Origin of the sequence: Paraburkholderia ferrariae NBRC 106233 (assembly GCF_000685035.1) — a bacterium.
GTDB classification, from domain to species: Bacteria; Pseudomonadota; Gammaproteobacteria; order Burkholderiales; family Burkholderiaceae; genus Paraburkholderia; species Paraburkholderia ferrariae.
Genome location: NZ_BAYB01000038.1, coordinates 40,459 through 65,152, shown reverse-complemented (window position 1 = coordinate 65,152; position 24,694 = coordinate 40,459). Strand labels below are relative to the sequence as shown.

Sequence of the window (24,694 nt, the reverse complement as noted above, 5' to 3'; positions counted from 1 at the left end):
ACGCAAGGCGTGAAGCGCTGCACCGGGTTGCCACGCCAGGAGGGGGAGCGCGGGTTTGGAATAGAAGCCCGCATGACCGCGGGCCGGATTCCAGCTACTTGTTACGAAACCGCTCGATGCCCGCGCGGCAAATCTGCTCGCACAACGCGGGGAAGGCAATGCCGCTGGCGGCGGCCGATTGCGGCAGCAGGCTCGTCGCCGTCATGCCGGGCAAGGAGTTCACCTCGAGGCACCACAGCCGCCCCTCGCGATCCAGGCGGAAATCCGCCCGGCTGTATCCCTCGAGTTTCAGGGCGCGATGCGCGCGTAGCGCGGCCTCCTGCGCAGCTTGTGCAATCGCGTGAGGCAGGTCGGCCGGAAAAACCTCGCGAACGGCGCCGGGCTGGTACTTGTCCGCGTAGTCGAAAACCGCCTCGGGATCGATCAGGATTTCGCCAACGGTCAATGCCTCGTCTCCCAGTACACCCACGGTCAGTTCCCTCCCGGCGACAAACTGCTCCAGCATGACTTCCTTGTCGAAGCGGGCAGCGTGCCGGACAGCGGGCTCCAGCGCATCGGGGCTTCCCACCACGCTGAGGCCGACCGTGGAGCCTTGCCGGTTGGGCTTGACGACGAGCGGGTAGCCGAGTTCCCGCGCGACTTCATCGGGGCGATACGGCGCCATCAACCAGCGCGGCGTCGCAACGCCCGCTGCAACAAACAAGCGCTTCGACAAGTCCTTGTCCATGGCCACCGCGCTCGCCAGGTGCCCGCTTCCGGTGTAGGCCAGGCCCGCCATGTTGAGCATGGCCTGCACGGTGCCGTCTTCGCCGGTTCCGCCATGAAGCGCAAGAAAGATCACATCGACGTCGGCGAGGGGTGCGGCGTGGATCAGGCTGGCTTCGCCCGAGCGAAGCACGGCCAGAGCATCCGAAGTGGGCGGCGCTTCGTCGACGCGATGGCTCAACAGACGGCTTTCCTCGTCGGCGGACAGCAGGCCGCGAGAGGTCTCGACGGCAAGTACTTCGTGGCCAAGACTGCGAAGCGCCTTGATGACCTGCGCCCCGCTTGCGATCGACACTTCCCGTTCCTCGCTCGTTCCGCCGAAAAGGACCGCCACTTTGAGTTTCGCGTCTTGCATGTGTGCACTTCGCTCCAGAAGTTTGCCCATTGGAGGGGCCGTGTGATGAGGGTAAGGCACGGCCCAGGCCGCGGCTTTAAAGCGCAAGGATAAGCGTAGCCGTTGTCATCGGTCTACGAGCGCGCGTCGAATGGCGCGTGCGCCAGCCGATACGCCGCGTATGCGTCACTTTGCAGGTGGGCCGGATAGCGACCGACTAGAATGAACTGGCGTGCCCGAGCGCGAGACGTGCTTCCTGTTTGGCAAGGTCTGCGAACCTACGGCGAAATGCAATGAGCATATTCAGGATTCAGCCTGCGGTGGAATCGAAATGGCTTAAACGCGCGTCGGCGCCAGGGGCGATTCGCGCGTGGCTGGTCGATATTCTGTGCTGGCCGGCGCAATTCGAAGATCCCACGGTCGAACAGGCATTTACGGAGGATTATGGCCGCCGTTTTGCCGACTTTCGCCGCGCGGCACTCGTGCTAGGCACGCTGATCTGGGTGTGTTTCGGCTTTTGGGAAATCCGTCTTGCGCAGACCAGTCCGGTGTTCGCGCCGTATTTCCCGGAGGTTTTCGCGTTCCGGTGCGCCGGTGCGCTGGGTGCGACCGTTGGCATCGTGCTGGCCTTCAGACTGGCATTTCATCGGGATGACGTGGCGCACTGGATCCTGCTGCTGGGCCTGGCATTCATGTGTCTGTGCCTGCTGATGCAAACGGTTCTTGCGCCGAGGCCATTCAATTTCACGCATTTTTTTGTCGGCTTTTATTTAATTCTTTTCTATCAGTTCGGCTTTCTCCGCTTGCGGGCCAAGGCCACGTTGATGCTGACCCTGTGTGTGATTGCCGCAATCGTGCTGGCGCAGTTGATCACTCGGGCAGTCGAGCCGGACAATTTCGCGGCCGGCATGTTCTACCTCCTGAATGTCGCGGTGCTGGGTCATAGCGTCAACGTGAATGCCGAGCGGCATGTGCGGGACCGCTATATCGCGATCCAGGCGCTCGCTCACGGCAACGACGCGCTGCAAGGGGTCAATGCCGAACTCGCGCAAAAGCATCGTGACCTCGAACAGGCACGGCGCGACCAGCAGACCCAATCGGAAGCCCTGATCGCCTTGCGCGAACAGCAACGCGAAGCCGCAGAGCGGGCAAGCCGCGCAAAATCGCGTTTTCTGGCGGCCGCGGCGCACGACCTGCGGCAGCCCATGCACGCGCTCAATCTTTTTCTGGCCGCGGCCGACGAAGCGTTGGGCGCGGGCGATGTGGAAGCATCGGGCAAGCTGATTGGCGAGGCGCGCAAGGCGTCGGTGCTGACTGCGCGCCTCTTCAACGGCGTGCTCGATCTGTCGAAGCTCGAATCGGGGCACGTCAAGCCGAACTACACGAGCGTCGATCTGAGCCGCGTGTCCGAGGAAACCGTCGCGCAGCTTGCACCGTTTGCTGCGAGTCGCGGCGTGGCGTTGCGCTATGGAAGGACGCAGCAAGGACCCGCCTGGGTGCGCACCGACGCCGACTGGATTCCGCGCGTGTTGAGCAACCTCGTCTCCAATGGGATCAAATATGCGGACCCGGCGAAAGCGGGGCGGTCCGTCGTGCTCGTGGGATTGGTTCGCATGCCGAATTATGTGCGGATCGACGTGATCGACAACGGGATAGGCATCGCATCGGAACATTGGGACGCGATCTTCCAGCCGTTCGTGCAGATCGGCAACCCGGAGCGCGACCGCGAGAAAGGGCTCGGACTCGGTTTGTCGATTGTGAATGCGGTGGTGTCGTTGCTCGAAGGGCACCGTCTCGAACTCAAGTCGATCGAGGGCCACGGGTCGCGCTTCTCGGTGCGCTTGCCGGCGGCCGATCCCTTTGCGCACCGGGATGCCGCGCTGTCGCTAGCCGATGCGGCGGCGTCGCCGTCGCCTGCGTCGCTGCGTGGTCTTTACGTGTTGCTGGTGGAGGACGACAGCCTGGTGCGCGCCTCGATGGAAGCGTTGTTTGCGCGATGGGGCGTCCTGTTCGATTCGGTTCGATCCGTGGCGGAGCTCCACGATCTGCTGCAAGCGATCGAGCGCGTGCCCGATCTCGTCATCAGCGACTACCGGTTGCCCGAGATGTCGACCGCGCACGACGTCGTGCGCCTGCTCGCCGGGCATTTTTCGCGGCCCGTGCCGTGCCTCGTGGTGACGGGCGAAGCGGCGGCCGGCGCGCAGGGCGTGCTGCCGGAGCGCTGCGTGCTCAGCAAGCCGCTGTCCACCGACGTGCTGATTGCGCGCATGCTCGAATTGACGGAGGTCTCCGCAAAAGCAGGCTAGGAACTGCCGCAACCTTGCCACGGCGTTGATGGAATCGGTGTTTCGCAAGCACCCGTGGGACCAGGATCCCAGGCGCTCAATCGCGCAATCCTGACACACTCAACCAACGGCGATCGGCTCATTGATCCGTGTTTCCCCAGGGCGAGGCTGTGTGCGCCACGGTGGGAATTTCAACGCCGCGGCGCGCCATTTCCACGATCAGAAACGTGCGCCGCGATACGTTGAAGCGGCTCAGCAGATCGCTGATGTATTCCTTCGCGGTGTTCTCCGAGATATTCATCTTTCGCGCGATGGCCTTGTTCGACATGCCCTGCAGAAGAAACCCCAAGGTTTGCGCGAGGCGCGGCGGCAGGTTCAGCGAATCGATCGAAATGCCCTTGTTCAGGCCCGGCGACTGCGGGGTGTGGCCGCCTTTGCCCAGCACGCTGTTGGGCAGGTAGACGCGTCCATTCAGGATGGTCTGCAGGGCTTCCCGGAAAACCGCACCGCCTTCTTCGCTCGCCTTCGAGATGAAGCCGCCGGCACCATGCTTGATGCAGTCCAGCACGGTCTCGCGGTCGTCCTGCGCGGACAGCATCACCACATGCGCCGCACACTCGTTTTCCTGCAGCCAGCGCAGCAGGTCGAGCCCGGTGTGATTGTCGCCGATCTGGTAGTCGAGAAAAATCAGATCGTAAGCCTTCTTCTGCAGCCGCTCCACTGCGGCCGCGTACGAGCCGGCTTCGTCGATGTCGAGCGTCGGCTCTGACGTGAGGATCAGGCTCTTCATCGCGCTGCGCGTCAAGCCTTCATCTTCGACAAGCAGTACGTGGCGGAAATACAGGTTGTCCATCGGCGCCTCTCCAGTCCCCACCATGCTACCCGCATTCGTTCGGGATGCGATCCCCCCAAAGCGGGGGACTCGTCCGGACCGCCTTCTGGGGGCGTTCTTCCCCCCGCATGGCCGGTTTTGCCCGAACCGCCGATCGCGCACGATGGAGTCGTTGCCAGCCAGCCGCACGTGACCGACCCGCCACCGCGCCGCTCCCCGTGTGTCTGGATGCAACCCCGGTCAATAACGACCAGTCCGGCAGGACCGCCAGCAGTCATGACAGCCGGAAAGCACCCGATGCGAAAGGGTGATCGATCAGCACATGGGCCAGTTGAGCCGCATGGCTGACAAGGAGATCGTGCGATGCGAGACAAAGCCCTCCAGTACGTCCTTGATGAACTGCGCGAGGAGACCTCTATTGCGCAGCGGCATGAAAGCCCGTTGTCGGGCAAGCGGCCGGGGCGAGAGAAGGCGATTGCGGCAAAGACAGAGACCGAACGGCGACCGCTCAGCGCCTACACGGTCCACAATCTCGACACCGCAATCGCCCACCTCGAAATCGCCATGAGCGCCGACAAGGCGATGGCGATTTTCGGCTCGCGCTATTGGTGCGGACGCGTGCTCGAACTCCTTTCTACGCCAGGCATCCTGGACTTCCAGGCGCGCCGGCTGCAGTGTCTGCTGGATGGGTGTGCGGCTGCCGGGTAGCGCTGGTTGGCGCGCTCGCCCCCCTTGGGCTCGGCGCTACGCCTATGACGATGGCCTTCCCGAGTTCGCCTGAAGGGCACCTCGGTGCCCGCGCCGAAACGGGATCGTGCCGACGTCAGGCGCGCTCCAACGTTTTGAGCGCAACCGCGGCGGCAGCGGCGCGCGTTTCCACATGAAGCTTGCGGAACAGATGCTCCAGATGCTTGTTGACCGTGCGCGCGGCCATGCCGAGTATGTCGCCGATGTCGCGGTTGGTCTTGCCCCGCGAAACCCAGAGCAGCACCTCGGCTTCGCGTGCCGTCAACGCGAAGCGCGTCGCGAGCGCGTTGCGATGAACGGTGTCGTCGCTTTCCTTCAGGATAACGATCCATTCTCCCGATTCCGGCGCTGCCGTGACGCTCGCGGAGCGTCGCACGTGGCCCGACGTGAACTCGTGAATGGCGTCCGCCTGAGCCCCACGCGCGATCCAGTCCAGAAACCAGGTTCGTAGCGGCGGCGGCAGCGTCGGTTGCGCACTGGCTTCCCCCTGGGTCGCGCCGGTTCCATCGGCGCCATAGGCCGCGATTTGATGCGCGGCCTGCGGGCTTTGCCAGCGGATCGTTGCATCGGCATCCACGATCAGCGCCGCGCGCGCATCGAGCGACAGCGCCGTTTGCGCATAGAGGTGGGTGCGCGAGCGCTGCACGTGCGCCCCGATCCGCGCGCACAACTCTTCGGGCCGCACGGGCTTCGTCACGTAGTCGATACCGCCCACGCGAAAGCCGCGCACTACGTGCTCGGTCTCCGTCAACGCGGTCATGAAGATCACCGGCAGATGCTCGTGCTGTCCGTCCTGCTTCATGCGCCGGCAGGTTTCGAAGCCGTCCATGCCGGGCATCATCGCGTCGAGCAGCACGACGTCGGGTGTCACGCGCGCAAGCCGCTTGAGCGCGTCTTCGCCGGAGAGTGCGACGAGCACCGCGTAGCCGTGCGCCTGCAGCGTGTCGGAGAGAAACGCGAGATTGTCGGGCGTGTCGTCGACGATCAGCACGACGGGCCGGTTGCGCAGCCACGCGGGCGGTTCGCCGGCGTGGTCGGCGGCGCGGGCGCTACGCGTCGGCGCCGCGCATGAGTCGGGCAAGTTCATGCTCCAGTTCCCTTAGCTGAAAGCGTTCCGCCAATGTGCGCAGGACGTCGATCTGTTCCTGCAGGGCGGGCCAGGTTGTGCGTGCCGCGTCGAGTTGTTCGACCACGCCTTGCACGTAGCCGACTTCGAGGTGCGCACGCAGGTGTTCGACCAGCGCTGGCGGCAACATCGCGGCCGCGTGGCTCGCCGGGGCCGCCGCGCCCGCCGCGGGGGCATGCATGGGAGGGGCTTCGGTTGTCTCCGAGGCGATCCACTCGAACTCGAGCAGTTGCGCGAGCTTGTCGAGCAGCAGATGCACCTGGAGCGGTTTCACGAGATAGCCGGCGCAGCCGGTAGCGCTCGCGCGCTCGCGGTCGTCGGCGAATGCATTGGCGGAGAGCAGCACGATGGGCGCGTTCGAGAGCTGGTTCTCGGAGATCAGCCGGCTCGTTTCGTAGCCGTCCATGAGCGGCATCGAAATGTCCATGATGATCGCGTCCGCCCGGTGCGTGGCGAGCCAGCGCAGCGCGTCGGGGCCGCTGGGCGCTTCGGCGACCTCGAAGCCCAGCGGGGTGAGCAGTTGCACGACGATCCCGCGCTGATCCGCGAGATCGTCCACCACGAGGATCGCGCGGCGCGTGCCCGTATAGCCGCGAATGGCCCCGAGTTCGGTGGGTGCTTCGGTGGCGCTATCGACGGCGGGTGCGAACAGGCGCACCACGAAACGCGTGCCCCGGCCCACCTCGCTGTCCACTTCGAGACTGCCCCCCAGCGCCTGTGTCAGCAGGCGGCAGATCGTGAGGCCGAGGCCCGCGCCGTGGTCGTGCGCATGGGCCGCTTCGCCGCGCTCGAATGGCAGAAAGAGGCGCTCCATTTCTGCCGGCGGGATGCCGGGGCCGGTATCGACCACCTCGAACTTGAGCGTGTCCAGCACGTGGCTCACGCGCAGCGTGACCGTGCCCGCCGACGTGAAGCGGATGGCGTTGCCGATCAGGTTGGTCAGGATCTGGCCCATGCATTTCTGGTCGGTGCGCACGGTGGCCGGCAGGCGGCCCACGGTCTGCACGTCGAACGCAAGCGCTTTTTCGAGCGCCTGCGGCCGCAGCATGGAGGTGACGTGCGCAACGAAATCGGCGAGCGGCACCCTGGCGATGTTCAGTTGCAGCTTGCCGGCCTCGATGCGGGCGACGTCGAGCAGGCCATCGACGAGTGCAAGGAGATGCTCGCCGCTGCGATGAATCGTGCGCACGGCGTTGTAGCGCGTGGGCGTCAACTCCTCTTTCGCCTGGAGCAGCAATTGCGCGTAACCGAGGATGCTGTTGAGCGGTGTGCGCAACTCGTGGCTCAGGCCGGAAACATAGCGGCTCTTCGCCTGGTTGGCCGATTCGGCGGCGGCGGTCGCGCGCTTGAGCGCCGCATCCGTTTTCTGGTGCGCGTCGATTTCGAGCATCAGCAGTTCGTTCTGCCGCTGCGACTCTTCCTGCGTGACGCGCCGGTTCTCGCGCTCCAGCACGAACCACCACGCCGCAATGCAGCCCACGAGCGAAAGCGCGAAAAAGATCTTCGTGAAGCTGCTGGCGATCGCATACCCGAGCGGCGATTCGGTGATGGCGAGCGACATGACGCTCTGCGACCAGATCAAATAGAGCACGCTCGCGAGTACCGCGAGCATGGCCAGCACGAGGCTCCCGTAGTGGATGAGCCGCAGCGCGGCCGGGCCGAGCCGCACCCGCGGCAGCACGCGGTGCAACGCGCGATCGGCTTGCGAGGCGAAGCGCGCGTGAGGCTTGCAGCGGTCGTGGCAGCGCGAGTCGAGCGAGCAGCACAGGGAGCAGATGGTGCCGCCGTAGGCGGGGCAGTACGCGGTGTCGTCCGGTTCGAACGCGTTTTCGCAGATCGCGCAGCGCAGCGAGGCGGCGAGTCCCGTGGGCTGTGCGGCGCGTGCAAGGTAGTAGCGTCCGCGCGTGAGGATGGCGAGTACGGGTGCGCACACGAAGGCAACGCCGAACGCGATGAAAGACGACATCGCCTGGGTCAGAGCGCCGAAGAGGCCGCTATGCGCGAGCATGGCGACCGTCGCCGCGATCAGCATGGCGCCCACGCCCACGGGATTCACGTCGTAGAGATGTGCGCGCTTGAATTCGATGTGCCGGGGGCTGTAACCGAGCGGCTTGTTGATGACGAGGTCGGCGAACAGCGCGCCCACCCAGGCGATGGCGATGTTCGCGTAGAGCGACAGCACCTTGCCGATGGCGTCGAACACGCCCATTTCCACGAGCAGCAACGCAATCATCACGTTGAACACGAGCCACACCACGCGGCCCGGATGGCTGTGCGTGAGGCGCGCGAAGAAGTTCGACCATGCGAGCGAACCCGCATAGGCGTTGGTCACATTGATCTTCAACTGCGAGACGATGACGAAGAGCGTCATGGCGGGCAGCGCCCAGCTCGCAAGGCCGAACGGATCGAGCAGCAGGTGATAGGCGACGAGATACATCTGCGTGGGTTGCGCGGCGTAGTTCGCATCGACCTCGTGCTGGATCGCGACGAAAGCGAGGAACGCGCCGCCCAGCATCTTGAGCGCGCCCGGCACGATCCAGCCCGGTCCCGCGGCCAGCAGCGCGAGCCACCAGCGCGTACGATTTTTGGCGGTGAGCGGCGGCAGGAAGCGCAGATAGTCCACCTGCTCGCCCACCTGCACGATCAGCGCGAACACGACCGTCGAGGCCTGGCCGAACGCGATCAGGCTGAATGCACGGCCTTGCGGAGCGAAGCCGGCGAACGTCGTCCACTCCGGCAGCAGGCCCGGGTGTCGCCACAGCACCGCTGCATAGGGCAGCACGAACAGCACGAGCCAGAGCGGCTGCGTCCAGCTTTGCAGGCGGTTGATGAGCGTGATGCCGAACATCACGATCGGAATGACGACGAGCGAACTCACCACATAGGCGATCGCCAGCGAGATGTGGAAATAGAGTTGCAGTGCGAGCGCCATGATGGCCGCTTCGAGCGCAAAGAAAATAAACGTGAAGACCGCGTAGAGCAGCGACGTGACGGTCGAGCCGATATAGCCGAAGCCCGCGCCGCGCGTGAGCAGGTCCATGTCCACGCCGTAACGCGCGGCGTAATAGCTGATGGGCAGGCTCGTGAGCCAGATGAGTGCGGAAACGGCCGCGATTGCCCAGATGGCGTTCGTGAACCCGTAGTTGATGACGAGACTGCCGCCGATCGCTTCGAGCACCAGAAACGACACCGCGCCGATTGCGGTATTGGCGACGCGCCACTCCGACCAGCGGCGAAACGAGCGCGGCGTGAAGCGCAGCGCGTAATCCTCGAGGGTTTCGTCGCCCACCCAGGCGTTGTAGTCGCGCCGGATCTTGACGATACGCTGCGTGCTGGGCGCGCCTGCCGACGGGTGCGACTGGTGCATCTGGGACATGAAGATGATCCGGGTTGGTGCAGAAACGACGGGATCGAGGTCCGCAGCAAGTTACATTCCAGCGCGATTGCGCGGAATACGTCAATCGACGTATTTCGATCGCCAAATTGGCTTTCTACATTGCGTTCAACCCAGACCCGTCCCCGCACCGCATCGCAGTGTGCAGGGCACCCGATAAGGAGAACGTGATGTCCGCAGACGATCGAATCGATGACGATGCCCGCATGCCCTCGCCGCTGCGCCGGCGCCTGATCGGCGGCCTTGCCGCCGCGCCGCTGATGGCCCTGGGCCTGCCGCGCACCGCGTTTGCGCAGGTGCCGCCCACCGCGAAGGTCAACACCACGGGCCTTGCGGTCACGGATACGACGGTGACGGTGGGGCAGCTGCACTCGGCCACGGGCACGATGGCGATCTCCGAAACCGGCTCGATTCAGGCCGAGCGCCTCGCCATCGAGCAGATCAACGCCATGGGCGGCGTGCTCGGGCGCAAGATCCAGATCATCCAGGAAGATGGCGCCTCCGACTGGCCCACCTTCGCCGAGAAGTCGAAGAAGCTGCTGGAGAACGATCACGTCGCCGCGGTGTTCGGCTGCTGGACCTCGGCCTCGCGCAAGGCGGTGCTGCCGGTGTTCGAGAAGGACAACGGCCTGCTCTATTACCCGACCTTCTACGAAGGTCTCGAGCAGTCGAAGAACGTGTTCTACACCGGCCAGGAAGCCACCCAGCAGATTCTCTGGGCGCTCGACTGGGCCTCGAATACGAAGAAGGCCAAGACCTTCTTCCTGATCGGCTCGGATTACATCTGGCCGCGCACCTCGAACAAGATTGCGCGCCGCCATATCGAGCAGCACCTGAACGCGAAGGTCGTCGGCGAAGAGTATTACCCGCTCGGCACGACCGAGTTCGCCTCGCTGATGAACAAGATCAAGCTCGCGCGCCCCGACTGCATTTTCGCCACCGTGGTGGGCGGTTCGAACGTGGCGTTCTACAAGCAGCTCAAGGCAGCCGGCATTACGCCGCAGAAGCAGTTCCTGCTCACGCTTTCGGTGACCGAGGACGAAGTGCTGGGCATCGGCGGCGAGAACTTCGCGGGCTTCTACTCTTCCATGAAGTACTTTCAGTCGCTCGATAACGAGAACAACAAGAAGTTCGTCGCGGCATTCAAGGCGCGCTACGGCCAGAAGGCCGTGATTGGCGACGTCACGCAGGCGGCCTATCTGGGCCCGTGGATCTGGAAGGCCGCGTGCGAGCGCGCGGGGAGCTTCGACGTCGACAAGGTCGTGGCGTCCTCCGCGGGCATCGAAGTGGCCAACGCGCCGCAAGGGTACGCGAAAGTCGATGCGAACCACCACCTGTGGAGCCGTTCGCTGATCGGCGAAGGCCTGGCGGACGGGCAGTTCAAGGTGGTCGCCCAGTCGGCCCAGCCGATCCAGCCGAATCCGTTCCCGAAGGGCTACATGTAATCCGTCAACCGCAGCGGCGCGGCGACGTATGGCGGCGCCGCGCGAGGAGCGTTCGATGTCTGCCACCGACATTTTCAATATCACGCTGATGCAGGGCTTCGCGGGCCTGAGCCTCTTCAGCGTTCTGCTTTTGATGGGGCTCGGGCTTGCCGTGATCTTCGGCCAGATGGGCGTGATCAACATGGCGCACGGCGAGTTCATGACGATAGGCGCCTATACCGTCTACATGTTCTCGTGGTTCGCGCAGAACGTCTGGCACGCATTCACGCCCGTGTACTTCTTCTTCGCGATCTTCGCCGCGTTCGGGATTGCATTTGCCGCAGGATGGCTCGCCGAATGGGCGCTGATCCGCCATTTGTACCGGCGTCCGCTCGATACGCTGCTCGCCACCTGGGGCTTGAGCCTCGGCATGCAGCAGGTGTTCCGCTCGATCTTCGGGCCGAAGGAGGTGAGCCCCGCGCTGCCCGACTGGCTGACGGGGTCGTGGGAGCCCGCGCAGGGCCTGGACATTCCCGTGAGCGGCATGTTCGTGATGGGGCTCGCGCTGTTGATGACGGGTGGGCTGCTGCTCGCGCTCTACCGGTCGCGTTGGGGGCTGCGGGTGCGCGCAACGGTCGCCAACCGCCCCATGGCGAACGCGGCCGGCATCAACACGCGGCGCACCGACCGCATGACCTTCGCCATCGGCTGCGGCATTGCGGGCGTGGCGGGCGCGGCTTTCACCGCAATCGGCTCGACCGGACCGACGAGCGGCTCGCTCTATATCGTCGATTCGTTTCTCGTTGTCACGTTCGGCGGCGCGGCGAGCCTGCTGGGCACGGTGGCCTCGGCGTTCGGCATTGCGCAGATGCAGTCGATCAGCGAGTTCTTCCTCTCGGGCTCGATTGCGCGGGTGCTCACGCTGCTCACCGTCGTCGTGATCCTGATGCTGCGTCCGCAGGGGCTCTTCGCGTCGAAGGTCCGGCGCGTCTGATCGCCCGGTTTGGCAACACCCCGGCAACACCCCGGCGCGCCGGGTCATTCACAGTTTCATTCGTACGGAGAGGTGGACATGGAACCCATCCAACCAGCGGCGGGCGGCGTTTCCCCGCGCGCCGCGCGCGGCCCGGCGCCGGGCGGCTGGCGTGCGCTCGCGGTGCGGCTCGATGCGTCGGGCTATGCGGGCATTGCGCTGCTCGCGGTGCTGATCGTGGTTGTGTTTCCGCTTGCGCTCGACACGTTTCGCCTGAACCTGATGGGCAAGTACCTCACGTATGCGTTCGTGGCGGTCGGGCTCGTGATCGCGTGGGGCTACGGCGGCGTGCTCAGTCTCGGGCAGGGCGTGTTTTTCGGGCTCGGCGGCTACGCAATGGCGATGTTCCTCAAGCTCGAAGCGTCCAATCCGGCCGCCACGCACACGCAGACCACGCCAGGCATTCCTGACTTCATGGACTGGAACCAGCTCACTGCGCTGCCCGCATGGTGGCGGCCGTTTCACTCGCTGCCGTTCTCGATCCTGGCCGTGCTCGTGGTGCCCACGGCGCTCGCTTTCGTGATTGGTTATGCGATGTTCAAGCGCCGGGTGGGCGGCGTGTACTTCGCGATCATCACGCAGGCCGTCGCGCTGATTCTTTCGGTGCTCATCATCGGCCAGCAAGGCTATACGGGCGGGGTGAACGGCATCACCGACCTGCGCACGCTGCTCGGCTGGGACATCCGCACGGACCACGCCAAACTGGTGCTCTATTTCGTCAATGCGGTGCTTTTGATCGGCGCGCTGCTCGCGTGCCGCTGGGTCCAGCGCAGCAAGCTCGGCACGCTGCTGCTCGCCATGCGCGACAAGGAGGACCGCGTGCGCTTCTCCGGCTACGACGTCGCCATGTTCAAGGTGTTTGCCTTCTGTCTCGCGGCACTCCTCGCGGCAGTGGGCGGCGCGATGTTCACCCTCCAGGTGGGCTTCATGTCGCCTTCGTTCGTCGGCATCGTGCCGTCCATCGAAATGGTGATCTACGCGGCGATTGGCGGGCGCATGTCGCTGGTGGGGGCGGTGTACGGCGCAATTCTCGTCAATCTCGGCAAAAGCTGGTTTTCGGAGAGCTTTCCCAACCTCTGGCTCTACCTGATGGCGGCGATGTTCATTGGCGTGGTGATGGTGTTTCCGAACGGGCTCGCGGGCCTCTATGAGGAGCATGTCCGGCCGCGCGTGCGGCGGCTGCTCGGTGCGGCGAACAAGGGGGCGTGAGGCATGAGCAATACCGACTTTCTGCTCGCGATCGAAGACCTGACCGTGTCGTTCGACGGCTTCAAGGCAATCGATTCGCTGAATCTCTATCTCGAACGCGGCGAGTTGCGCGTGGTGATCGGGCCGAACGGCGCGGGCAAGACCACGTTGCTCGATCTCATCTGCGGCAAGACGAAGGAAACGGCTGGCAGCATCAAGTTTCGGAACGAGGAAATCACGAATCTCGCGGAGTTTCGCCGCGTGCGCAAGGGCATTGGCCGCAAGTTCCAGACGCCTTCGATCTACGAGAACCTGAGCGTTGCACAGAACCTCGAAGTGTCGTTCCCGCGCGGGCGCAGCGTGTTCGGCGCGCTGGCCTATCGCGAAGACGACGAGGTGGCCGGGCGAGTGCGCGACGTGGCCGAAGAGATCGGTCTGGTGGCCTCGCTCGATCTCGAAGCCGGGTTGCTCTCGCACGGCCAGAAGCAGTGGCTCGAGATCGGCATGCTGCTGATGCAGGACCCCGAACTATTGATGCTCGACGAGCCGATTGCAGGCATGAGCGTGCGCGAGCGCGAACTGACCGCCGAACTGCTGGACCGCATTTGCCGCAATCGCTCGATGATCGTGATCGAGCACGACATGGCATTCGTCGAACGCATCGCGCACAAGGTGACGGTAATGCATCAGGGCAAGATCCTCGCGGAAGGGCCGATGGCGCAGGTGCAGGCCGATCCGCGCGTGATCGACGTTTATCTCGGCCACTGAACGCCAGAACGGAGAACACATCATGCTTGAAGTGGACGATCTTGTCGTGAGCTACGGCCAGAGCGAAGTGCTGCACGGCGTCGGTTTTTCGGTGGCGAACGGCGAAAGCGTGGCGGTGATGGGCCGCAACGGCATGGGCAAGACCACGCTCTTCAAGGCGCTGATCGGCATGCTGCCGGCCAATCGCGGCACGGTGCGGGTGGGTGGCGCCGATGTTTCGAAGGACGAAAGCTATCGGCGCGTGGCGAAGGGCATTGGCTATGTGCCGCAAGGGCGGCAGATTTTCGCCTCGCTCACCGTCGAAGAGAACATTCAGACGGGCCTTGAGAATGCCCAGACCCAGCGTGTGCCCGACGATCTTTACGCGCTCTTTCCCGTGCTGTTCGAGATGCGCCGGCGCAAGGGCGGCAATCTCTCCGGCGGTCAGCAGCAGCAGCTTGCCATTGCACGCGCGCTCGCTACGGACCCGAAGGTGCTGCTGCTCGACGAACCCACCGAAGGCATCCAGCCTTCGGTCATCAAGGACATCGCGAAAGCGCTGAACCAGATTCGCGCGACCCGCAACATCGCCATCGTGGTGTCCGAGCAGGTGTTGAGCTTCGCGCTCGACGTGGCGGACCGGCTCTTCGTGATCGAGGGCGGCCGCTTCGTGCATCAAAGTACGCGCGACGCGGGCGATACCGACCGCATCCGCGAATACCTCTCCGTATGACTGCGGTGCGGTGTTTTCCTGCCGCACCATGTATCCCGACCCGCGAACCCGCCAACCTTCGAACCCAGGAGCGAACGCAATGCCCGAAACTCTCATCAAGGTCGATCTGAACCAGTCGGCCTACGAAAACGAGCAGGTGCACAACCGCTGGCACCCCGACATTCCCATGGCCTGCTGGGTCAAGCCCGGCGACGACTTCATTCTCGAAACCTACGACTGGACCGGCGGCTTCATCAAGAACGACGACAGCGCCGACGACGTGCGCGACATCGACCTGTCGATCGTGCACTTCCTGTCCGGCCCCGTGGGCGTGCACGGCGCGGAGCCCGGCGACCTGCTCGTGGTGGACCTGCTCGACATAGGGGCGAAGGCCGATAGCCAGTGGGGCTTCAACGGCTTCTTTTCGAAGACGAACGGCGGCGGCTTTCTCACCGACCATTTTCCCGACGCGCAAAAGTCGATTTGGGACTTTCACGGCGTGTATACGAGTTCGCGCCATATTCCCGGGGTGAATTTCGCGGGCTTGATTCACCCCGGCCTGATCGGCTGCCTGCCCGATCCGAAGCTGCTCGAAACGTGGAACGCGCGCGAGACCGGCCTGATCGCGACAGCCCCTGAACGCGTGCCGCCGCTCGCCAATGCGCCGTTCGCGGCCACGGCGCATATGGGCAAGCTGGCGGGCGAGGCGCGCGACAAGGCCGCAGCGCAGGGCGCACGCACGGTGCCCCCGCGCGAGCACGGCGGCAATTGCGACATCAAGGATCTGTCGCGCGGATCGAAGGTGTTTTTCCCGGTGTATGTGGACGGCGCGGGACTCTCGGTGGGCGACCTGCACTTTAGCCAGGGGGACGGCGAGATCACGTTCTGCGGCGCGATCGAGATGGCTGGTTGGGTGCATATGCGGGTGAATATCATCAAGGGCGGCATGGCGAAATACGGCATTCGCAATCCCGTGTTCCAGCCGAGTCCCATTACGCCCACCTACAACGATTACCTCATTTTTGAAGGCATTTCTGTTGACGAGCAGGGCGGGCAGCACTATCTCGACGTGACGGTTGCGTATCGGCAAGCTTGTTTGAACGCCATCGAATATCTGAAGAAGTTTGGTTATTCGGGGGCGCAGGCGTATTCGCTGCTCGGCTGTGCGCCGGTACAGGGGCATATCAGCGGTGTGGTGGACATTCCGAATGCCTGCGCGACCTTGTGGCTGCCTACGCAGATTTTCGACTTTGACATTCGGCCGAATGCCGAAGGGCCCGTTCGGTACATTCAGGGTGGAGTGGATTTGCCTTGTTCGCCCGATCTTGCGAAGGCTTGAAGGAATGTAAACAGGAGAGGATGTCGTGCCTATCTACGATTTCGAGTGTGGGAGTTGCGGGTCGTTTTCTGTCATGCGGCGCATCGCGGATCGTGAGAAGCCGTGTTCTTGTCCTGTTTGCGGGGGCGAGAGTGGGCGAGTGGTTAGTGCGCCTTCGCTTGCCTTGATGGGGAGTGCGCGGCGCGGCGCCCATGCAGTTAATGAGCGGGCGGCACATACGCCGCGGCAGTCTGGTGAGGGTGCTCCGCTGCGGCATCGTGCGGGATGCGGTTGTTGTTCGGGGAGCAGCGGAAGGCTTTCTGGTGCGGCGCCGGACGGGATCAAGAGGCCGGCTGGGCGGCCGTGGATGATTAGTCATTAGGGGGTGCCTTTTTTGCTCCTGTTTTTTGGTTTTCTGTTTTCGTGGTGGTCTGCCTGGGTTGCCCCTGTGCGGGGCGGCACCTACTTTTCTTTGCCGCTGCAAAGAAAAGTAGGTGCCGCCCCGCACAGGGGCAACCCAGGCAAACCACCACGAAAACAGAAAACCGCAAAACCGCAAAACCGCAAATAACACCCCCAATGCGCCCGCAAACCACCCCCCAAAACCAAACCTCAACCACTTTTCATAAAGAGGATACCGAACCATGCGACATGGTGACATTTCAAGCAGCCGCGATTGCGTAGGCGTAGCAGTAGTCAACTACAAAATGCCGCGCCTGCACACAAAGGCAGAGGTACTCGAAAACGCACGCCGCATCGCCGACATGGTAGTCGGCATGAAACAGGGCCTGCCGGGCATGGACCTGGTCGTGTTCCCGGAATATTCAACCCACGGCATCATGTACGACCGCCAGGAAATGTTCGACACCGCTTCGACCATACCCGGCGAGGAAACAGAAATATTTGCAGCAGCGTGCCGCAAGGCCAACGTATGGGGCGTGTTCTCGCTAACCGGCGAGCGTCACGAAGAACACCCCCACAAGGTCCCGTACAACACGCTCGTCCTCATAGACAATCGCGGCGAGATCGTGCAGAAGTACCGCAAGATCATGCCGTGGACGCCCATCGAAGGCTGGTACCCCGGCGACCGCACCTACGTAACGGAAGGCCCGAAGGGACTCAAGATCAGCCTGATCATCTGCGACGACGGCAACTATCCCGAGATCTGGCGCGACTGCGCGATGAACGGCGCAGAGCTGATCGTGCGCTGCCAGGGCTATATGTACCCGGCCAAGGACCAGCAGGTGATGGTTGCAAAGGCCATGGCGTGGATGAACAACACCTATGTCGCCGTGGCGAATGCCGCCGGCTGGGACGGTGTGTACTCGTACTTCGGGCACTCGGCAATCGTGGGCTTCGACGGGCGCACGCTTGGCGAATGCGGCGAGGAAGAGATGGGTGTGCAGTACGCCGAACTTTCGCTCTCGATGATTCGCGACGCCCGGCGTAACATGCAGTCGCAAAACCATCTGTACAAGCTGCTGCACCGAGGGTACACGGGCACGATCAACTCGGGCGGGAGCGCGCATGGCGTGGCAGCCTGTCCCTTCGGGTTCTATCGGGACTGGGTCGAAGATCCCGAAGGCACGCGACTGCGAGTCGAAGCACTTACGCGCGCGACACCGGGGACGGCCGAGTGCCCCATCGATGGCATTCCAAACGAAGGCTAGGCGCTACAGGGGTGCGTGCCGCGTTAGCCGCGCAACCTGTTCAGCAGTTTGAGCCCGCGCCGCGCCACGGCCGAGTAAAGCTCGGCGCCTTTCAACGCCGGATCGAAATGGCGCCGATACGCCTGGACCTTCACGGGAAAGTGCGGGGAGAGTTTTTCCACGACGTGCTGCAGCGGAATGCGCGTATTGCTCTGAACCACGGCGAACAGGCCGTCGCTCTCCGGCGCGAAATGACGTGCGCCACTCCAGGCTTCCATCTTCTCCGCGAACCAGACGCTTTCCGCGGCGTGCAGCGCGCGCTGGCCCGGTTGCGGCGTGGCGTGATAGCGCTCGAGCAGACCTTCGCGCTCCGCGTTCAGCCAATACAGCGTGTATTCGGTCCAGTCGATCGCGTAGTTGGCCAGCAGCACGCGCCGCCAGTCGGTGCCATGTACCGCTTCAAGTCGCTGCTGGAGACTCAGGCACAGCGTGCGCGACAGGATGGCCGGCGTCCACCAGATGCCGTCACGCTCCAGTTGCGGATCGACGTCGAGCAGTTTGGCCGAGGCTTCCCAGTAATACGGTTCGACGTTGCGCGGTTGCAAATGCGTAAGCGCCCGGCCTCCGGGCAGCAGGGTGCTCGCGTCGAACGCATGCGTGGCGAAGCAGTCGGGGTCGAGCACGAGAAAATACTCGGTCTCGATCCACGCGGGCGCGTAGAGCTTGATGATCTGCTGCCGGTGCCAGTTGCGGATCTGGTGACGCTGCGAAAATTCGCCAAAAATCCCCATGTACTGCGATTCGTCGATCACTTCGATCGGGAAATCGGACCATGCTTGCGCGTAGCCGCTGACTTCATCGACCTCGTCGTGCGGAACGACGAGAACGATGCGATGGAATGTATCCGGCTTCGCGAAGTGACGCAGCGACGAAAACAGGATGTCGCAGCGGCCGATATTGTCGGCGTAGTGCCTGCCCCGCGTTTTGATGGGCAAGATCGCACTGATCTGGGGCATGGTGTTCGGCGGGCGCTGCGCCACGTTAGAAGAAGCGGTAAATGAAGTCGGGGATATAACCGCGGCGGTGCGTGAGCGCGATGCCGATCAGCCGGCCGCCGGCGTCCTGAACCTGCGTCTTGAGCGTGAGTGCAATGGGCTTGCGCGTGGCTTCGGCGCGAACCGCGAGTATGGTCGCATCGGCGAGCGCGGCGTTTTCGATGCCGGCGAAGGACTGGCTGGCGGGCGGCGCATGCACCACGATGTAATCGTGCGACTTGCGCAGGGCCTCGAAGACGCTGCTGGTTTGCTGCCACGACGACGCGAACACCCCGCTGCGCGGCCGTGCGACCACGATGTTGTGGCCTTCCACGCGCTCGAAGACGAGATCGTTCGCGTGCACGGTGTCCGGCGGCAGCGCCGCCGTGCGGTCGTGAACGCCACCGTGGCCGGGCCAGGGCAGCAGTCCTTGCGCATTCAACGGGCCATAAAGCGGCGCATTGGGCGCGGACGCCATGTCGAGAATCAGGATGGGCTTGGCCGAGCGATGTTCGAGTTCGACGGCGAGTCCCCGGATCACCGGCAGCAGTCCGTCGTTCTGGCTGAACGAGAGCGCCATCACCACCTTGGCGGGGGCATCCGTACTCGCATTGATCGAGGCAATCATGCGCCCGTAGGCGAGGTGAGCGGGGCGTGGAGCCACGCTGCCCGTATCGGATGCGGCCATGCCCGATGCGCCGGGGCGCCGCACGCCGCCCAGCGAGAGCGGTGCGGCCAGCACCGGCAGCAGCAGGGAGCGCTCGACCTGCTCCGGGCTCAGGAAGGTTTCGCGCAGGCTGGCGAGAACCAGCACCACGAGCGCGGAAATGAGCAGCCCCGCCGCGACGCTGGCCGAGACGATCACGCTGCCCGACACGTTGCGCTCGGAGGGCGGGAACGGTGCCTGGATCACGCGCACGTTCGTGCTGTCGACCTGGCTGACCTGGCCTTGCTGGATTCGCGCGAGTTCGACCTGGCGGGAGCGCTCCTTGAAGCTGTCGGCCAGAATGTCGCGGTCCGCCTGGAGCTGGCGCATCTGGCTCGACACATCGCTCAGGTTCTTCAGGCGCGTGCGCGCGTTTCTGATCTGCTCGTCGAGCGTCTGCGCAAGCGCGGTTTCGCCGGCGATGCTGGCGTTCAGCGAGGACAGCTTGCCCTGCACCACGTCGTAATAGTCGTTGTGGCCGTAACGCGTAGCGGTTGCCAACTGCTGCTTCTGCTTCTCGATGCTGGCGCGCATGTCGGTCACCTGCTGATCGAGTTGCTGCACGAACGGCGAGTTGGCCATGTAGCGCGAGGCGAAATCGGCACGGCGCGTCTGGAGCTGCATCAGCGAAAGCTGCATCGTGTCCAGCGCGTGCGCGGCTTCCGAGTCGTCGGTGAAGATCGGGATGGTCGCCTTGACGCCCCTCGACGAAGCCTGCATCGACCGGAGTTCGCCGCGGTCCTGGGCCAGCTTGCTGTCGTTTTCGAGCTTGTGCTGCACGAGCTGGCTTTCGAGCAGCACGGAGCGGGAGATCTGGTCGTCGATATCGACAATGCCGTGCGTTTTCTGGAATGCGAGCAGGTCGGCATTGGCCTTGTCCAGCTGCGCCTTGACGTCGTCGCGCTGGCTGTTCAGGAAATCCACGCGGCCGGAAGTGAAGATGGTCGCGCGCCGGCGGAAGTACTTGTCGAGCAGGCGCGACAGGGCGTCCGCGGCCACCTTCGGGTCGGCGTCGTAGTAAGTGAGCTGAATGGTGTTGGCGGCATCGTTCTGCTCGATATGCAGATGCCGCTCGAAATCCTGAACCTGATTGTCGATTTCGCGCTCGCTGGCATTCGGTCCCAGCTTCGCAATGATGACGTCGCGATGAAGTTCAGGGCTGCTGAGGATCTGGGCTTCCACGCTGTCGAGCTGGCCGATCATCGGCTGCAGCCCGGCGGAGCCGTTAGGGTTGTTCGACTGGTCGTAATAACCCGCAAGCAATACGAGCAGCGTTGCCTGAGCGCGGTACGGCATGGGCACCATCACCGCCACGGCCATACCGAGCAGGACGACGGAAAGAAATACCGATATCGCGACCTTGCGATAGTAGAAAAACGTGTTGAGATAATCCCGAATCGTCAGTTCAACGACAGCAGTTTTTCGCTCAGGTCTTGTTCTAGTCGTAATAACCATACGGTGTGGTTCCAGACCCACAGGTTCAGTGCCGAAGGCGCATATAATACGTAAGAAAACATGCTGTAGCCTGATATTTTTATGAATTTGACGCAGGCTCTGTCGTTCCCAAAAGACACTTTTCTCATGTGAATCGTTTGCGGACCCGGACTCGGCAGTCAAAGCCATTTACCACACGCTCAATGAACAGACTCCGCCCGGTATTTGTCCTGGTGCTGATGTTGCTCGCCGCCTGCACCCGCACCTGGGTGGAGCCGCAATACCAGCGACCGGCCAGCTTCGCAACCTGGGTCGATACGACCCCCAGCGTCTATCGCATTCAGCCCGGCGACGATCTTTCGGTCGTCCTGCCGTTCAATGGCGAACTCAACTACCGCGGGCCCGTCGCGCCCGACGGCACCCTGAGCATGCCGTTTGCCGGCACGGTGCCGGCAGCGGGCCTTTCGGTGGCCCAACTCGCGGGCAACATCGACAAGGCGCTCGCCGCCAACGGCGTGGCCGCCCATGCTCAGGCATCGGTGGCCATCGCGCAGTCGTCGAGCCATGTTTATGTGGGCGGACAGGTTGCCAAGCCCGGTGAAATTCCGCTGCATCCGGGGATGAACGTGATGCAGGCCGTGATCGCCGCGCAAGGGCTGCTCGACACGGCGCGCACCCACGAGATCGTGCTGATTCGCCGCAGCCCCGACGGCCGGCCGATGCTGCGCACGATCGATGTCGATGCGTTCACGCAAACGGGCGATCCCGCGCAGGACGTCGTTCTCCAGACAGCGGACGTGGTGTTCGTGCCGAAGTCGTCGATTGCCGAGGTCGATCAGTGGGTCGATCAATACATCGACAAGGTGCTGCCGTTCAATCGGGGCTTCGATTACACCATCTCGAACAATCCCACCTATCCGTAACGCAGCGACGATGCCGGGGGCGGCGGCCTCGCCGCACGCTTCCGCCGCCGGCTTCACGCGTATTCAAGGCACGTTCAGGAAAGAGCAACGAGACGAGATGGAAACCGCCGCTTCGACGGCAGGGCTCGCCCCTGTCTTTTCGACCGAGCCGGCCAGAGCACGGGTCATGTGGTGCCTGCTCGCGCTATTGCCGCTGTTCGGCCAGACCTTTCACTATCTCAGTGCGCTCGCGCCGCTCTGGGCGCTTTCGAAGGCCTTTCCGGTCCTGTCGCTGCCTGCCGTTTTGCGCCTGGGTGGCGAGCAGCGCTTCCCGATGACGCGGCAGATACTGATCAGCTTTGCGTGGCTGGCCCTCGTGCCGAGTTTTGCCGCCGTGTTCTACTTTCACGAAAGTTTTTTCACGAGCATTACGGCGCAGGTGAAACTGCTGCCGATGCTGTACTTCTTTTCGTTCCTCGCCATTCTGCTTGCGTTGCGGCCCACGCTGGGCGAACTGCAGCGCAGCTTCCTGATCGCGGGCGCCGTGGTGATCGGCGCGTTGATCGTGCTGTGGGTCGTGGTGCCGTCCAGCTGGTATCAGGATTCTTATGTGATTGGCGTCGCACCGTTTTTCACGAACGATAACCGCGGCCATCGCATTCGCATGTCGATGTACTTTCCGCTCATCCTGCTGTTCTTCTGTTATCGCCGGGCTTTCTTCGAGCGGCATGCCGGCTACCTTGCCGGGGCGCTTGTCGCGTTCGCCGTGACGCTCTGGATCGTCAAGACGCGCGCCATGGTGATCGGCATCATGGGCGTGCTCGTGATCAACACGTTCTTCTGGATACGTCCGCTCGCACGCGTCGGGCTGCTGGTGTGCGCGCCGATCGCGCTGACTTCCATGTTCTCGGCGGGCTATCTCGCCACGGCTTTCAGCACGGACGCGGCTACGGGATTCGACACCCGCCGCATTTCGATGATTCTCGCGACGCGCTTTCTCGGCAGCGAGCCCGTGCGCTGGCTCTTTGGCGTGGGCACGATCAGTTCGACGAGCCGCGACAATCTGATCGACTACTTCCACCACTTCTTCTTTCTGGCCGATATCACGTGGCTCGGCATCGTATTCGAATACGGCCTGATAGGCGCGATGATCATTCTGTTCTTCCAGTTGCGCGGGCTGTTCTTCTACCGGCGCCTGCGGGCGAAAGTCGAAGACGATTTCCTGGGCGCGCTGTTCGACTACCTCGTCTACATCCTGCTCATCTCCTTCTTCTACCCGCCGACACTCACGCCGGGCGAAACGGCGGTGATACTCGCGATTTTTGTTTACGTGTGGCGCGCGGGCGATCTGGGCGAAGTGGATTCTCAGGCTGATGACCGGAGTGGCTATGCTGCGCCCGGAACCGCATAGGCTGTGTGCGCTTCTGAGTGCCGCCGCGCTGCTGTTGTCGGGCGCCGCTGCATGCACCGAAGCGAACTCCGATGATGCCTCGCCGGTTGCCATCTCGGTGGATGCGGCCGCCGCGCGGCATCCGATCAGCCCGCTGATCTACGGCATCAATTTCGGCAGCACCACGACGCTGCGCGATCTGCGCGTGCCGCTCAACCGCTCGGGCGGCAACAGCGCATCGGCCTACAACTGGCGCATCGACGCGCGCAATGCGGGCAAGGACTGGTATTACGAAAGTCTTGCGGTCGATCCGCTCGACATCAACGACCAGTTCGGCGACCGCTTCGTGATTCTCACGCAGGCGGCGGGCGCCACGCCCATCGTGACCATTCCGATGCTCGGGCGCGTAGCGAAGCTGGGCCCCGAACGGCAAACGCTGGCGAGTTTCTCGATCGTCAAATACGGACCGCAGCCGAACCACGATGTGGACGGCCACGCCGACGCCGGTAACGGCATGGCCCAGGGCGGCGCTCCGATCACGGGAAACGACTCTGACGACGCGACAGTGCCCGACGATCCGCAGAACGAAGGGGCGCGCGTGGCGTCGCTCGTCCGCCGCTTCGGCGGTGCGGACGCGGGAGGCGTGCGGTACTACGCGCTGGACAACGAGCCTAGCCTCTGGCAACTGATACACCGCGACGTGCATCCGGACGGCGCCCATGCCCAGGAAATGGCCGACAAGGTGCTGGCGTATTCGCGTGCCGTGAAGGCGGTGGATCCGCAGGCACAGATTCTCGCGCCGGAAGAGTGGGGCTGGCAGGGCTATTTCTACAGTGGCTTCGATCAGCAGTACGCGAACGCACACGGCTTCGATCATGCGCCCGACCGGCAGAACGAAACGGGCGGTTTGCCCTATGTGCCCTGGCTGCTCACGCAGTGGAAAAAGGCCGGGCATCCTGTCGATGTTTTCAGTCTGCACTTTTATCCGCAAGGCGGCGAGTATGCCGAGAACGGCGCTGCGAACACGCCGGCTATCGCACTCGCGCGCAACCGCTCCACGCGCGATCTCTGGGATCCGCACTACAAGGACCCAACGTGGATCAATAGCGTGGTGGCGTTGATTCCGCTGATGCGCCATTGGGTGAACACCTATTACTACCCGGGCACGCCCATCGCCATTACGGAGTACAACTGGGGCGGCGAGACGCTCATGAGCGGCGCCACGGCGCAGGCCGATGTCCTGGGCATTTTCGGTCGCGAAGGTCTGGATATGGCCACGCGTTGGGGCACGCTCGACCCTTCGATGCCGGTGTACAAGGCGATCAAGCTTTACCGCAATTACGACGGTAACGGTGGGGCGTTTGGCGCAACCAGCGTCGAGGCCACCGTTCCCGACCCGGACACGGTGTCCGCGTTTGCTGCCTTGCGCGAGAGCGATCACGCGTTGACGCTTGTCGTCATCAACAAGCAACTGGACCGGCAGGCAAGGGCCGCCGTTTCGCTCGCGCACTTCGCGGGCAGCGGCGCGGCCGAACGATGGCAACTGGCGGATGGCGTGCTGTCCCGCGCGGACGATGTGCGTTATGCGGACGGCACACTGAGCGCGGTGCTGCCGCCGCAAAGCGTGACGCTGTTCGTGCTTCGCGGGGCGCCCGCATGATGTGTCCACTCCAC

The 24,694-nt window shown here is 63.6% G+C and carries 19 protein-coding genes; 13 read left to right on the top strand and 6 right to left on the bottom strand.

Going from position 1 to position 24,694, the window contains the following annotated elements:
- Window positions 1-94: 94 nt before the first annotated feature.
- Window positions 95-1,120, bottom strand: coding sequence for a D-alanine--D-alanine ligase family protein (locus tag BFE01S_RS31375; protein ID WP_028228914.1), 1,026 nt, complete (start codon window positions 1,118-1,120; stop codon window positions 95-97).
- A gap of 272 nt (window positions 1,121-1,392) precedes the next feature.
- Here BFE01S_RS31375 and BFE01S_RS31370 point away from each other — a divergent pair, with 272 nt between their 5' ends.
- On the top strand, window positions 1,393-3,405 hold the full coding sequence (locus tag BFE01S_RS31370; protein ID WP_028228913.1) for an ATP-binding response regulator: 2,013 nt from the start codon (window positions 1,393-1,395) through the stop codon (window positions 3,403-3,405).
- 118 nt (window positions 3,406-3,523) lie between these two features.
- On the opposite strand, the gene BFE01S_RS31365 is transcribed toward BFE01S_RS31370, so the two are convergent.
- A complete protein-coding gene (locus tag BFE01S_RS31365) occupies window positions 3,524-4,237 on the bottom strand; it encodes a response regulator (RefSeq protein ID WP_028228912.1) in 714 nt (237 codons plus the stop codon).
- 342 nt (window positions 4,238-4,579) lie between these two features.
- On the opposite strand from BFE01S_RS31365, the gene BFE01S_RS40905 reads away from it, so the two are divergent.
- Complete coding sequence (locus tag BFE01S_RS40905; protein ID WP_052421037.1) at window positions 4,580-4,924, top strand: hypothetical protein; 345 nt, start codon at window positions 4,580-4,582, stop codon at window positions 4,922-4,924.
- A 115-nt stretch (window positions 4,925-5,039) separates the two neighbouring features.
- On the opposite strand, the gene BFE01S_RS31355 is transcribed toward BFE01S_RS40905, so the two are convergent.
- Together BFE01S_RS31355 and BFE01S_RS31350 are read right to left on the bottom strand one after the other, a co-directional pair.
- On the bottom strand, window positions 5,040-6,050 hold the full coding sequence (locus BFE01S_RS31355; RefSeq protein WP_028228911.1) for a response regulator: 1,011 nt from the start codon (window positions 6,048-6,050) through the stop codon (window positions 5,040-5,042).
- The gene (locus BFE01S_RS31350) at window positions 6,013-9,456 is read right to left on the bottom strand and encodes a hybrid sensor histidine kinase/response regulator (RefSeq protein ID WP_028228910.1); all 3,444 of its coding nucleotides are present in this window, start codon (window positions 9,454-9,456) and stop codon (window positions 6,013-6,015) included. Before BFE01S_RS31350 ends, BFE01S_RS31355 begins: the two co-directional genes overlap by 38 nt.
- 197 nt (window positions 9,457-9,653) lie before the next feature.
- Between BFE01S_RS31350 and urtA the strand changes: the two genes are divergently transcribed.
- From urtA to BFE01S_RS31310, 8 genes are all read left to right on the top strand, one after another.
- The gene (gene urtA / locus BFE01S_RS31345; protein WP_028228909.1) at window positions 9,654-10,928 is read left to right on the top strand and encodes an urea ABC transporter substrate-binding protein; all 1,275 of its coding nucleotides are present in this window, start codon (window positions 9,654-9,656) and stop codon (window positions 10,926-10,928) included.
- A gap of 55 nt (window positions 10,929-10,983) precedes the next feature.
- Window positions 10,984-11,901 (top strand): urea ABC transporter permease subunit UrtB, encoded by a 918-nt coding sequence (gene urtB / locus BFE01S_RS31340; RefSeq protein WP_028228908.1) that lies wholly within the window; start codon window positions 10,984-10,986, stop codon window positions 11,899-11,901.
- 78 nt (window positions 11,902-11,979) lie between these two features.
- Window positions 11,980-13,149, top strand: coding sequence for an urea ABC transporter permease subunit UrtC (gene urtC / locus BFE01S_RS31335; RefSeq protein ID WP_028228907.1), 1,170 nt, complete (start codon window positions 11,980-11,982; stop codon window positions 13,147-13,149).
- Window positions 13,150-13,152: 3 nt separating this feature from the next.
- Window positions 13,153-13,896, top strand: coding sequence for an urea ABC transporter ATP-binding protein UrtD (urtD, locus tag BFE01S_RS31330; protein WP_028228906.1), 744 nt, complete (start codon window positions 13,153-13,155; stop codon window positions 13,894-13,896).
- A 22-nt stretch (window positions 13,897-13,918) separates the two neighbouring features.
- A complete protein-coding gene (urtE, locus tag BFE01S_RS31325; RefSeq protein WP_028228905.1) occupies window positions 13,919-14,608 on the top strand; it encodes an urea ABC transporter ATP-binding subunit UrtE in 690 nt (229 codons plus the stop codon).
- A gap of 79 nt (window positions 14,609-14,687) precedes the next feature.
- Complete coding sequence (fmdA, locus tag BFE01S_RS31320) at window positions 14,688-15,926, top strand: formamidase (RefSeq protein ID WP_028228904.1); 1,239 nt, start codon at window positions 14,688-14,690, stop codon at window positions 15,924-15,926.
- A gap of 25 nt (window positions 15,927-15,951) precedes the next feature.
- Window positions 15,952-16,287, top strand: coding sequence for an FmdB family zinc ribbon protein (locus BFE01S_RS43605; RefSeq protein ID WP_028228903.1), 336 nt, complete (start codon window positions 15,952-15,954; stop codon window positions 16,285-16,287).
- Window positions 16,288-16,549: 262 nt separating this feature from the next.
- A complete protein-coding gene (locus BFE01S_RS31310) occupies window positions 16,550-17,575 on the top strand; it encodes an aliphatic amidase (protein WP_028228902.1) in 1,026 nt (341 codons plus the stop codon).
- 23 nt (window positions 17,576-17,598) lie between these two features.
- Here the strand turns inward: BFE01S_RS31310 and BFE01S_RS31305 are convergent, their stop codons facing one another.
- Both BFE01S_RS31305 and BFE01S_RS31300 read right to left on the bottom strand, forming a co-directional pair.
- Entirely contained in the window at window positions 17,599-18,570 is a 972-nt protein-coding gene (locus tag BFE01S_RS31305; protein ID WP_028228901.1) for a DUF6492 family protein, read from the bottom strand.
- Window positions 18,571-18,595: 25 nt separating this feature from the next.
- Window positions 18,596-20,749 (bottom strand): GumC family protein, encoded by a 2,154-nt coding sequence (locus BFE01S_RS31300; protein ID WP_169742684.1) that lies wholly within the window; start codon window positions 20,747-20,749, stop codon window positions 18,596-18,598.
- Window positions 20,750-20,931: 182 nt separating this feature from the next.
- On the opposite strand from BFE01S_RS31300, the gene BFE01S_RS31295 reads away from it, so the two are divergent.
- The 3 genes from BFE01S_RS31295 (at window position 20,932) to BFE01S_RS31285 (ending at window position 24,680) form a co-directional block, all read left to right on the top strand.
- On the top strand, window positions 20,932-21,651 hold the full coding sequence (locus BFE01S_RS31295) for a polysaccharide biosynthesis/export family protein (RefSeq protein ID WP_028228899.1): 720 nt from the start codon (window positions 20,932-20,934) through the stop codon (window positions 21,649-21,651).
- A gap of 97 nt (window positions 21,652-21,748) precedes the next feature.
- Window positions 21,749-23,041 (top strand): hypothetical protein, encoded by a 1,293-nt coding sequence (locus BFE01S_RS31290; RefSeq protein ID WP_042339173.1) that lies wholly within the window; start codon window positions 21,749-21,751, stop codon window positions 23,039-23,041.
- Window positions 23,019-24,680: a glycoside hydrolase family 44 protein gene (locus tag BFE01S_RS31285; protein WP_028228897.1), complete on the top strand. Its 1,662-nt coding sequence runs from the start codon at window positions 23,019-23,021 to the stop codon at window positions 24,678-24,680. The genes BFE01S_RS31290 and BFE01S_RS31285 overlap by 23 nt, the downstream gene beginning before the upstream one ends.
- Window positions 24,681-24,694: the final 14 nt, after the last annotated feature.